This window comes from Bradyrhizobium sp. (assembly GCF_004799405.1).
Lineage (GTDB): Bacteria > Pseudomonadota > Alphaproteobacteria > Rhizobiales > Xanthobacteraceae > Bradyrhizobium.
This window is the reverse complement of sequence record NZ_SSMW01000060.1, coordinates 1-11,381: the sequence shown is the minus strand read 5'-3', so window position 1 is coordinate 11,381 and position 11,381 is coordinate 1. Positions and strand designations below refer to the sequence as shown.

8 protein-coding genes and 1 tRNA gene are annotated in these 11,381 nt (G+C 58.7%); 5 read left to right on the top strand and 4 right to left on the bottom strand.

Features of this window, described 5'->3' with window-relative positions:
• Positions 1–503 precede the first annotated feature (503 nt).
• The 3 genes from E7813_RS09560 to E7813_RS09550 all read right to left on the bottom strand — a co-directional run bounded on the left by E7813_RS09560 (position 504) and on the right by E7813_RS09550 (position 2,499).
• Positions 504–878, bottom strand: a complete 375-nt coding sequence (locus E7813_RS09560; protein WP_291573169.1) for a hypothetical protein — start codon at positions 876–878, stop codon at positions 504–506.
• Between the two features lie 157 nt (positions 879–1,035).
• Entirely contained in the window at positions 1,036–1,500 is a 465-nt protein-coding gene (locus E7813_RS09555) for a hypothetical protein (protein WP_291573166.1), read from the bottom strand.
• Positions 1,501–1,578: 78 nt separating this feature from the next.
• Entirely contained in the window at positions 1,579–2,499 is a 921-nt protein-coding gene (locus E7813_RS09550) for an endonuclease/exonuclease/phosphatase family protein (RefSeq protein ID WP_291573171.1), read from the bottom strand.
• An 80-nt stretch (positions 2,500–2,579) separates the two neighbouring features.
• On the opposite strand from E7813_RS09550, the gene E7813_RS09545 reads away from it, so the two are divergent.
• Positions 2,580–3,068, top strand: a complete 489-nt coding sequence (locus tag E7813_RS09545; protein ID WP_291573164.1) for an adenylyltransferase/cytidyltransferase family protein — start codon at positions 2,580–2,582, stop codon at positions 3,066–3,068.
• 62 nt (positions 3,069–3,130) lie between these two features.
• Here the strand turns inward: E7813_RS09545 and E7813_RS09540 are convergent, their stop codons facing one another.
• Complete coding sequence (locus tag E7813_RS09540; RefSeq protein ID WP_291573162.1) at positions 3,131–6,283, bottom strand: LicD family protein; 3,153 nt, start codon at positions 6,281–6,283, stop codon at positions 3,131–3,133.
• Positions 6,284–6,991: 708 nt separating this feature from the next.
• On the opposite strand from E7813_RS09540, the gene E7813_RS09535 reads away from it, so the two are divergent.
• The 4 genes from E7813_RS09535 to E7813_RS09520 all read left to right on the top strand — a co-directional run bounded on the left by E7813_RS09535 (position 6,992) and on the right by E7813_RS09520 (position 10,685).
• Positions 6,992–9,070, top strand: a complete 2,079-nt coding sequence (locus E7813_RS09535; RefSeq protein ID WP_291573160.1) for a nucleotidyltransferase family protein — start codon at positions 6,992–6,994, stop codon at positions 9,068–9,070.
• A 36-nt stretch (positions 9,071–9,106) separates the two neighbouring features.
• Entirely contained in the window at positions 9,107–9,397 is a 291-nt protein-coding gene (locus tag E7813_RS09530) for a PqqD family protein (RefSeq protein WP_291573158.1), read from the top strand.
• A 53-nt stretch (positions 9,398–9,450) separates the two neighbouring features.
• Positions 9,451–10,476, top strand: coding sequence for a UDP-glucose 4-epimerase GalE (galE, locus tag E7813_RS09525; protein WP_291573156.1), 1,026 nt, complete (start codon positions 9,451–9,453; stop codon positions 10,474–10,476).
• A gap of 138 nt (positions 10,477–10,614) precedes the next feature.
• Positions 10,615–10,685, top strand: a tRNA-OTHER gene (locus E7813_RS09520).
• Positions 10,686–11,381 lie beyond the last annotated feature (696 nt).

The following is an 11,381-nucleotide window of genomic DNA, read 5'->3' as shown; positions in this document are numbered from 1 at the left end:
GAACGATACGTGGCATACGCCAACCACTGTTTGGTCCTGGCCTCCGCAACGACCGACGAAGAAACCCGTGTCATCCTGCGTCAAATGGCGGCGGAATGGCTTGAACTCGCCGAGGCGGCGCTAGACCGATAGCTTACGGCAGGACAAGCGTTCGTCCTCACGCCTCCCGAACCTAAGTGGCTAACGCGCAAGTTAGGCAGACTACGTTGGAAGGCGCGCTCAATAGCCGATCAAAGCCAGGGCGACAAAGGCCAGAGCAGTCAGCGGAACGCCGATGGCGATCGCCGCGATCGAAATCAGCGAAATCTTCAATCCTCGTTTGAGCATTGACCATCTCCGAAATAAACGATCGTAGCTCTTTGATTGAAATGAGCGTCGCGCACAACCGGAAACCGGCTTTAACCTAACCGGTCAACCTTACCAGTCCAGTTGCCGAATCCAGTCTGAGAATCGTTTCCTTGAGAAGCTCATAGCGCATACGTCACGGCCAGGAGCCGCGAGCGCTACTTCTGCAGCGTGGCGGTGTCCTTCTCGATCGATTGCAGGCCGGTGCTTGGATCCTTGATCACGGTGTTTAGTTGCGCGACACCGGTCCCCGTCAACGTGAAGCTGGAGCTGCCTATACGAAACGAGTTGTTGCTGGTGATGAAAACCCTTTGAACCTGAAGACCGCCAAACGCACTCTCGAACGACACATTGGCGCGGTAGCCGCTGATCTTCGAAATCGTAATCGTGAAAGGCTGTTTGGTACTGTCCTTACCGGTCCAGGTCCCCTGATATTTGGTCGGGTCAACGGGCGCGAATTTCGCTCCGACGGGAATGAGGCTCTGCGGAGCCGCTGCGTAGCTCGACTGCAGGATGCTCATGATATCTGCCATTCGAAACCTCCGTTCGCCCAACGCTAGCGCGGGCCACCGCAAGCATCACTGGCAGAATAAAATTAATCATCGATTAACCATGACCGGGAGCCGGCAGTTGGCGCCAGCCGTCTCCTGGATCCGGACGGAAAGCGTTACCTTCGAATTTTCCGATTATTCATTGGCGCAACAAGCGATAATGCCGATGCGCCAGACAGACATTCACGACAAGTGCATAGTCGGCGGTCGCCTGCTCTGCCGTTGCCGCTCCGCTGGCAGCCGTGGTACCGCCAACTACCTGCCCAGCTCCGGAAGCAGCATCCAGTGTGCGCGCCTGATTGTAGGTAGACGCCGGTATGAAGCTCGCAATCACCCCGGCGGCGAACATGGTGTTGCCGACCGCCTCCTGCTGTCTCGCCTGTCGAGCGACCGCCTCTTGGGGCGCTGCCTGTTGCCGGCAATCAGCGAGGTCACGGCGATATTTGTTCTGGTCGACGCGATGCATATCGACCAGGGGCTCGTAGATCGGCGGCGGCGCCGCGCCTGTGTCTGTCGAGGCTTCGGAAAGAGACGCTCCGGATTGAGTGGTCTGATCGCAGGCCGCAACTGCCAGACATAAGCCGGCGAGCACAAACACTCTCATCGAAATACTCCAGAAAAACACCCAACCTCTTGTACTGCCGATAAAAACACGAATTGTTGCACCCGGCAAGTTTTCCACCTAGTCCCGTCGCTGGGGCGACAAGGCTAAACTAACCAGCAATCCATAGTGGTCGGAAAGCGGTATCAGTTGGCCGGAAGCGGTCTGGACGACGCGATCCTGCAGTACAATTTCCGCCGCCACAGGCTTCAGCGGTGCCGAATGGCCGCCGCGCACGAATACGTGGTCGATACGCTGGCTTGGCGCATGGCGAAAGCGGCCACGGGCGTTCAGCGGATTGGCGCAATCCCAGGTGAAGCCGTCCTTTGCCGCCGGTGGATTTGACGCCACAAAGGCATCGACATAGCCGGCGCTGATAATGCGGTCGTAGTGTTCCGGATGTATGGCGGGGCTGGTGTTGAAGTCACCGGCGAGAATGGCGGTCACTTCGCCGGCATTCGCTGCCGAAAGCAGTTGGTCGATCTCCCGATTGCGATTCGCCTTGCTCGCCATCGAATTGGCATCGCCGAACGGCACGCTTGCCGCAATATGCGCGTCAATCAGGCGCGTGCGCCCGATCGAAGGCAGGTCGAGTTCGACGGCAAGCAATCCCTGTTTCCAGAACGGCAAGGTCCATCGCGGCGAACCACGACAAGGCATGAACGCACTATGCAAAATCGGGAAACGCGACAGCAGCATCAGCCCGTTGCCGACCAGCGAACGCATTTTCGGCGACCCGGCCTGAAACGGATAGAGCTCGGCCATCGCGCGCGCCAGCACCTCACGATCAGTTGGGCTATAGACCTCCTGAAGCGCGATAATATCCGCCTCAAGCGAGGACAAAAGCCGCGGGGCCGCGGCCAGCCGTTCTCCGGAATGTGCATCAACCGGCATTCGCCAGCGGTTTTTCAGTTTGAAACCGAGCAGACCAAGGTTAAATGTCAGTATCCGAAGCGTGTCGACCGCCTCAGGTTCTCCCCTAAACGCATCATTGCCTTTCATGTCGTTATTGGTCCCGACGTGATACATCACCGGCACGTTCACTCAAGCAAACCCGAAAGGGACAGGTCAGGTCGATACGCATGAGCGAAAATCCGAAAGCTGGGCCGGTGTGGGTATACGCCGACGTCGTATGTGATCTTTTCCATTATGGACATGTCGAGTTCTTTCGTCACGCCCGTGTGTTGGGCGACCGTCTGGTCGTGGCGCTGGTCAGCGACGCCGATGTCGCAAGCTACAAGCCTGCACCCATCATGACCTTTGCGGAGCGCGTCGCGGTCGTACGCGGTTGCCGTTTTGTGGATCGCGTGCTGGACGAGCCCGCACCACTGCATTGTACGCGCGCTTTTCTCGACAAGATCGGCGCCAGTTATTGTTGTCATGGTGACGACATGACCGCAGAAGAGCTCCATTACTGGTATGGCGACCTCGCCTCCAGCGGCGGATTGAAAGTCGTACGCTACACCCCGGAAATATCCTCTCGTTTAATCGTCGGACGTATCGCCAGCCGATTACGCAACAGGACTCTCGACAGGCCTTTCGGCAAGACTCCAGAAAGCCCGCGGGAGTGACGTCGGAGTCCCCCTGATCGATCGATCAAATGCACCGGTCAGCTTGAACCTGCCAGCCCGGTTCAGGAACTCCGCTGAACCCAGCGGCCCTCGCGGTAGACACGATCGGGCGTCATATAGTCGGCGCCGTAGTAGCCGGTCAGATAAGGTTGAGGGTCCTTGAGGCAGGAAACCTGCAGACCCTCCAGCAGCCGATCTTCCAGTTCCGGTAGTTCGTCGACCTCGTGCGGGGCCGGATACGGATTGAAACGGGAAATGTCCGTGAACAGATCGACGTCGAGATGCCAGTATTCGCGACCACCCGAACTCGCCGGGAGCTTGATAATCAAGCGCGCCAGCGGACCGTTAAAGGCGCATGAATCCACCTGTGTCGATGCTTGACGGCCACGGTGGTCGTAACGCGGGCCGTCGGACGAGACGAGGTCTCTCCTGACCACGAGGCGGATCTCATTTTCCTCCCAGGCGGGTTGATCCTTTAACTCGTCATTAAATAGGCATCGGGGCGCACGCCCCGGCAGAGCGTACAGTGCGTCCAACCCCGACTTGCCGACCACGACATCCAGATCCTGGTCGTAGGGAATGATCCGTTGATTGCGCATCTGTCCCAGTAGTGTGCCCCAGAAGATCGAATAGCGGACGTCATGTTTCCGGCACAAATCGATCCATTCGCGGAGCAGCGGCAGAAACACTTCCCGCCCAAGCGGATTCTCGTATTCCGCCGGGTAAGACACGATCTTACGTCCCGCCGCGTCGGTCATGATGGAACGGGTGGAAACAGCCCCGTTGTGCCTTTCCCGGCGGTGATTCCAGCCCGAACTCTTTTCGAGATGCCGCCACCCGCTGTAGCACAGATCAAGCACGGCCAGCGGCTGCTCCGGTTCCCAACACCGGACCCCCTCAAACTCCGCGATCCTTCCGGGCAATATCAGATCGCGCGGACACGCGAGAGCGGGCCAGGCGCGGTCTGCCGTCCTGGAATCGGTCGAGTAAATGAAGATATCGACGAAAGGCCAGGTCCAGGAACAGTAGTGCGACTGGACCGGAGAGGCGGGATCGAAAATCTTGATCCAGACATCGCTGCCTTGGGACTTGTCGAATATTTGCAATCCGTCCGCCTCGATCGACGCGCGAAATGCGGCTAGGTGGTCCGCGGCAGGATCGAACAGCGCGAGATCGACATCGTCATCCCAGGGCAGAATGCCTCCTTCGCGCACATGTCCGAGCAACGTTCCCCAATATAGATACAGCGCAAGCTCGTGCTGCTCGGCAACCGCAACAACCCGCGCCAATAATTTACGCTGTTGAGCCAGCGCGGAGTCGTCCCAGGCCGAGGCAAAGAGATCGTCAGCCGGCATCGCGTCACTGGCGTGCGGCTCTGCCGGCGTCCGTTCCAGAACGGCCCGTTGGTCGTCGCCGGCAGTTTTTCCTGAAAGGGCTAACTCCTCCTCCAGTTGCTCAATAAGTCGCTCTGCAGCTTCCTCGCCAAGCACGGTTTTGAAATGGGCTACGACGGGCGCGGTATCCCAGCCCAGTTCACGAAACCCGATGAAATAATTTCGTATCCGGTCTTCCCAGCGATTGGGATAAGGAACCCCCATCGGCCGGTTGAAACGATGCATCCATCGCAGAAACGGCAAGCAAAGCACCCGCCCGCCCCGCTGGCGGATTTTTTCGTGGATGTAACCTTCTTCACCGCCAAACCCGCGAAAGGCAGGGTTGAATCCCGGCCAGGCGGCGCGCCGGCATGCAAACAACCCCAGTCCCTGCATGGTAATTTCGAAAGGCGCGTTGTCGGGGTCGGCGCCGGCGGGCGTATTGTTCCATGTGCCGTACATTCCGCCTCGCCATTCCGGCTTTAAATGGGTCACGATCCTGCTCAGGTCGTCATGCACCAATGGGCCTTGCAGCAGATCCTTGCTGTCGGGATGGCTATCGAAATAGGCGACCAGCCGCTGCAGGGCTCCCTTCACGATGAAAACGTGACAGTCCATGCACAGCACGATCTCGCCGCTGGCCTCTTCAAACACGCAATCCCGGATCGCCGTTCCGGACACGTCCCCCTTTGGAACATAGCGATAATTCGGAATGGAATTTTCGAGAGCCTTGAGTGCCTGCCCGCATCGGCCATCCGGATGATTGTCGATGACGAGAAACTCCGTGTCCTCGAGGATCTCGGGATGATAAAGCCTGATCGCCTGCAGCGAAAAATAGACGCCGTCGTAATCATCGAACGTCGCCATGCCGATCGTGATTTTCTTCGGCGCCTTGCGCGGTGTCGCCTCGGGAATTTCGGTTTTCGGCGGAGCCGGCGAAGTTTTCCCGATTGAATATGATTTGGGGCGCAGAGCCGACGAGACGGCTTGCAAATTGGCAACGGTGACGTCGTTGTCCAGAATGAACTTTACAAAAGCATCCGCGACACCTTCGAGTTGCTGGTATTTGCCATACGTCAAGGTCAACGCGGGAACGTTGCGGGCAAAGCCCGTCAATATCCGCAATCCGTGGTCGGCCAGATTACGGGCGTTCAAATTGCATTCCATCAGTTTCATGCCGGTCAATGCCGGACTTACGACCGCGAAATCGAGTTCGCTTCCCGCGACGAAATTCGGAAAAATGATGAGTCCGGCCTGGCGTTGCTGATTTCCGCCTGGCGAAGGATGATCGAGGCTGATGACAGTATTCGCCCCGGTCGGGGTAGTCCGGCCCTGGCCGGTACCCGCCAGAAGCGCGATCAGTTCTTCGGCGCCCGGTTTTGCCAGCAGCGGACGCGCAAAACTTAAAGTGGTTTTGCCATTCCCCGGCAGAACCACGAGTTCGTCCGACAGGAATTCAAAATCCCTGGCGGCGAACCATCCCGTGAGCGAGGTCTTCCCGGCACCGGTCGGGCCCGGAATCAGGATGGACTTGTCGCGCCATGCGATGGAGGCGCCATGCAGCGCGACGGCGGTTTCGAGTTCATGGATGAGAGAGTGGACGACCTCTTCCAGCAGGACATCCAGCAGTTCCGGAATGCTGAAGCCTTCGCCAACTTGGCGCCGATCGACGCTTACCGAGTATCGGTTGGGACCGGCTTCCTGGACGGAAATGGCGTGGCCGGGATGCCGGGGGAAGTTCTGAGTTTGCGGACCGAACAACAGGTCGATTTGGCTCTGAAGACCAACCGGGTAATTCAGCTCTGTTGTCTGGTCATGGAGCGAAATAACGAATTTCGTCATGGTGGACGGCTCGCGCTGCCGCGACAATCCGACCGGCCTAAAGCCGGATTGCAAGGATACAACGGACCATATCCTCGCGTCATCTCCGCGACTGTTTTCAATTTATCCGCGTACCGGCAGGATCACAAACCGACCGTCGTACCCGGCGCGACCGTTGTGGTGGGGGCCACCGAAGTGGTGGGGGCTGCCGTTGTGGTGGGAGCCGCCGTTGTGGTGGGAGCCGCCGTGGTCCCGACTGGCGACGCGTTGGCGTGAGCCGGCACAACTATCGACTGCACGATCGGCCGCGTCCACGATGACGGCAGAAGACCTAACGCGGTACCCGCACCTACGCCCGTTCGGAGCGCTTTCAAAAGCGGTCGGCGATTGATTTCCTCACTCATCTGGCCCCCAATCACGCAACATGTTCGACAGCCGTTTGATATACGATGGCCGGCGTGACCGGTCAAATCCTGCGTGGGGCGAGGGTCGTTGAAAATCGGCCGTCAGCACTATTGAACTGAACTAAAGCATTTTCCCGGCTTGTCCGTAGAACCGGAATTGATATTGCTTCGTCATGCCTCTGAGCGACAAGCCAAAACCGGGCTCCGGTTCCAGCCGGAGAACCGGGGCCCGACCGGATACCGCTTCGTCATGCAGTCAGGTCCCGATCAGCCCAAAATTGCTACTGGGTAACAATTCGGCGGTTTGCAAGGGTCTGGCGCGTACATGAAGATCGACTGCCTGATGGGGACCTACGGGCGATACGCGTTGGCCAGCGAGGCTACCGCGTGTTTTCTCCAGCAAACAATCTCCAATGCGACACTGCTGATTTACAACCAGCACCCGCGGCCGCTGTTTTTCGATCATCCACGCGTGCGGATCGTCAACGAAGCCAGGCCCAGCGTGGCGCTTCGGTTCGTCAGGCAGCGAATGCTCGAACTTTCGGATCCGCTCGCCGACCTGATCCATTTTTGGGACGACGACGATCTCTATCTGCCCTGGCACCTCGAAGATTGCCTGAAGCATATCGGCGACAATGGCGCCTGGAGGCCGGCGTCGGGTTGGACCTCTTACAGAAATACTGAATTTTCACCGCACACCCGCTTGACGGCCAGGGTGGAAGGGTCGTGGGTTTTTCGAGCCAAATACCTCAAAGCTGCGGCGATCGACACTCACCCTGCCTACACCGACCACCCCGTCTATCTCCAGACCGAGGAAGCCGGGCTGGACGCAAGCGCGGGCGATGCCAAACCCTCTTACATCTATCGCTGGGATACCGGCACTACGCACGTTAGCGCATGGCAAAACACCGCTAGCGACGAAGCGCAGGCGGCGAATATCGCGCTTTGGCGAAGCGGCAGTACCGATGTCCGCGAAGACGGCGTTCTGGTGTCCGCCGATCTGACGTTGAGATGGCGCCAATATCTGGAGGGCATCAGATACCAGGTTTCATCCGAAGACTGGCACCGCGAACTCGTGCGTCTCCAACAGGCTATGGCCGGCTATGCGCGACGGGAACGACGGATTCAACTGCCGTTGCGGGTCAGCTTCAGGCCATCACCGATTGAGCGCAGCAAGCGCCTTATCGGTGCAATCGCAACCGATATCGCCCGTGTAACGAGGACGCAGACTTCGCGCGGCGGACGCGCTTCCTCTCCAGAGCCGACCGGCGCTTATCTGTTCCTGCGAGCGCTGCTCACCGCCATCGGTCCTTGCCGCCAGGAAATCGCGAGCCGGGCCTGCGAGATAGCGCAACGCCCTGACATCGCGAATGCAAATGTCTGGCAGGGCTTGGCCGAGGAGATGAACTACCACGGGGTTACGCTGTTGAGCGCCCCGATTGTCGCGGCATTGTCCAGGCGCGCACCCAACGCCGTTCCCACCGATGCCAGGCGGGCGTTCCTGGCGCTGGCAAGCCGGCATCGCCAGGCCGCCATCATTCGCGAAGGGTGCGTCGATCGATTGCTGGAAGCATTCGCGACTGCCAAAATCCCGATGATTCTGCTCAAGGGCGCGGCGCTGGCACACCTGATCTATCCGGCGCCGGAACTTCGTCCAACGGTCGATATCGACATCCTGATCGATCCCGCCAACACGGAAGCGGCGGCAAAAGTCGCCCGCGATCTCGGATACGTATTCGAAGCCCGGCACAAGTCGGATTTTTCCGCCCGGATGCATCATCTGCCGGAGGCGTCGATCATCCAATCCGGGTTTCGGATTTCTCTCGAAATCCATACCGACGCCATGGCCCCCGATCAGCCCTACAGTCTGACCTTCTCCAGTCTTTCAGGCAAACCCCGATCGTTCCGCCGCGGCGCCGGCCCGGATGGAATGGCGCTGGGACACACCGATGTGTTGCGCCATCTCGCCCGCCACGCATTCGAGCCCACCAGACAGGTTCGCCTGATCCACCTCTATGATCTCTGGCGCTACCAAGCGATTTTTCGCGACGAGATCGACTGGCAGGATCTGCAAAAGCGCTTTGGCTATGTCATCGTCGCCCTGCGGCTGGTGTCCTGCGTGTTTCCGGACCAGCAGCCGGAACTGGTCCCATGGAAGACCGGCCCCTGCCCGGCTGGAGCCGGCTTTGGAATGATGCAACTCCACGAAATCGCAAATTCGAATCTTGGCCCGATCGGCAAGCTGTCGGCCTTGTTCAGTCCGCCGCCATGGTGGCTCCATGGCTTCTATGGCGTGCCGCTTGAACAATCCCTATTGTTATGCCGAACCGTCCGGCATCCGGCCACGCTGTTGAGATGGTTGTTGAGGCGATGGGCCGTTTTCATCGGATTGCGACGCGATTAAGGTTGGCAAACGACATCGAGTGTCCGAGGCAAAGTCATGACGACGTTACAGAATACAAGGCTGGACAAGATCCCCAAGCCGGTCGCCGATATCAAGGTCGAGGCGATCGAAGGCGAGCTTTTGCTGTATCACCCCCGGAACACCGTGGCAGTTTACCTGAACCCGACGGCGGCGGTGATCTGGGGCCTGTGCGACGGACAACGCCAGGTGCGCGAGATCATTCAACTGATTGAAGAGAGCTATCCGGACTCGAAACCGACCGTCACCGAGGATGTTCTTGCGACACTTGCCGATCTCTATGAAAAGAAGGTTTTGGTCCCGGGCTGAGATAGACCGGAAAGACCAGATTACGTCCAACCGCAATCGAGCGTGAATTCGCGATGACAATTATGGTCACTGGGGGTGCGGGTTACATCGGCTCGCATGTCTGCGTCGAACTGATGCGCGCCGGACATTCCATCGTCATCTTCGATAATTTCTGCAACAGCCATCGCGAAGCGGTGAACCGGATCGGGGTTATCGCGGGGGTTTCCCCGACAGTCATCGACGGCGACGTCAGGGATCGCGGTCTCTTGGCCAGCACCCTGGCAAATTATCGGTGCAGCGCGGTCATTCATCTGGCCGGGCTAAAGTCGATTGCGGAATCGGTCAGTGATCCCATCCGGTATTACGATAACAACGTGTACGGCACGCTCGGGCTGGTCCAGGCGATGCGGGATACCGGCGTTCACAAGCTGGTTTTCTCTTCATCCGCCACCGTCTATGGCGCACCGGTCTATTTGCCGCTCCGGGAAGACCATCCGCTTGCGCCATGCAATCCCTATGGCCGGACCAAACTGATGATCGAACAGATGCTTGGCGATCTGGCGGCCTCGGACGGCTCGCTCAAGATTGCGATTCTGCGGTATTTCAATCCGGCCGGCGCCCACGAAAGCGGTCTGATCGGAGAGGATCCGCGGGGGACGCCGAACAACGTGATGCCCTTTCTGGCGCAGGTGGCCATCGGCCGCCGGCCGCATCTGACGATATTCGGCAAGGACTACGACACCCCCGATGGCACCGGCGTCCGGGACTATCTCCATGTCACCGACCTCGCCGTGGGCCATTTGCGGGCCCTCGACGCTCTCGAAAGACAGGACCGGATCAAGGTCAACCTGGGCACCGGCCGGGGAACCAGCGTGCTCGACCTCGTTGAGGCCTTTTCCGCGGCCTGCGGCAAACATATCCCGGTCGTGTTTGCACCGAGACGGGAAGGCGACGTTGCCAGCAGCTACGCTTCCTGCGACCTCGCCCAGCAGATTCTGGGCTGGCGCGCCACGCGCGATCTGAAAGCGATGTGCAGGGATGCGTGGAAATGGCAAAGCAGCAACCCGCAAGGATATGGCGATCCGCGATCGTCAAGCTAGTCGCCGCCGCGAGCAAACCGGCACGGAATGGCGAGCCGGTGACGCCGGATGGCGAATGCGGAATTCAGCAATATTCCCATTGCAATTTGGAGGGCTATTCCGCAAGAACCGGCCGGCTGCTATCTTTCGCCGTCATTCGCCGGTTTAGCTCAGCGGTAGAGCAGCGGTTTTGTAACAAAAGGTTAGGAGACCAATTCTTTTAACCGGCATCAAGCATCTAAAAATACGACATTTTTTTCAATCAACGGTTTGTGCCGGTGAAGGCAAAAAAAACCGATGCTCTAAAATCCATGAGGGAAGTTTTCACTGATTACCGGAGGATGCGACGCGAGTCCGGTTGGGATCAAAACCGGAAGTGTCCCCGCTTGCACATCATGTCCGTTCTACCCTCAGGAGCAGACATCGTCAGGCCTCCCCGCCATGTCCGAAAAGTGCCAGAAGCGGAAGTAATGTTGCCGCCTGTAAAATGCATTTGTTGGGTGCCCCTGCGCAGCCGCTTAGCATCATCGTCTGACGCTGCACGAACCGATGACTTGTGGCGATCCATTTAATCCTCAATCGAGCGCCTTCGCTTGTCGGCGTCGTATCGAAGTTGTCCAGCCCTTTTCAAGGCCTCAATACGTTCGGGACCGCCGGGCATTTTCTGGGCGTCCGCGAGCGCTGCGTCTGCAACCCGCCACTTCCTCCTCGATGCTTAGCTCTTCTGTCTTGATCGTCATACACAAAATCGTAGCGGTTACGCGAGGCACAAAAAAGCCCCGGACAATGCCGGGGCTTTGTTATCGGAGCGGTTCGCCAGGCTCAGTGGATGGCGAAAAGGTAGCTTATGCGACCCATCACGGTATCGACCGACTGCTTGCCGTTGAAGGTCACGGTATTAAACCCGTTGTCGCTCAGCGTGAAGG

What these genes read in the sequence shown, in the direction of transcription:
- E7813_RS09530 (WP_291573158.1), top strand. Translation starts at nt 9,107, where the DNA reads ATGACGACGTTACAGAATACAAGGCTGGACAAGATCCCCAAGCCGGTC.
- E7813_RS09550 (WP_291573171.1), bottom strand. Translation starts at nt 2,499, where the DNA reads ATGAAAGGCAATGATGCGTTTAGGGGAGAACCTGAGGCGGTCGACACG.
- galE (WP_291573156.1), top strand. Translation starts at nt 9,451, where the DNA reads ATGACAATTATGGTCACTGGGGGTGCGGGTTACATCGGCTCGCATGTC.
- E7813_RS09545 (WP_291573164.1), top strand. Translation starts at nt 2,580, where the DNA reads ATGAGCGAAAATCCGAAAGCTGGGCCGGTGTGGGTATACGCCGACGTC.
- E7813_RS09555 (WP_291573166.1), bottom strand. Translation starts at nt 1,500, where the DNA reads ATGAGAGTGTTTGTGCTCGCCGGCTTATGTCTGGCAGTTGCGGCCTGC.
- E7813_RS09560 (WP_291573169.1), bottom strand. Translation starts at nt 878, where the DNA reads ATGGCAGATATCATGAGCATCCTGCAGTCGAGCTACGCAGCGGCTCCG.
- E7813_RS09535 (WP_291573160.1), top strand. Translation starts at nt 6,992, where the DNA reads ATGAAGATCGACTGCCTGATGGGGACCTACGGGCGATACGCGTTGGCC.
- E7813_RS09540 (WP_291573162.1), bottom strand. Translation starts at nt 6,283, where the DNA reads ATGACGAAATTCGTTATTTCGCTCCATGACCAGACAACAGAGCTGAAT.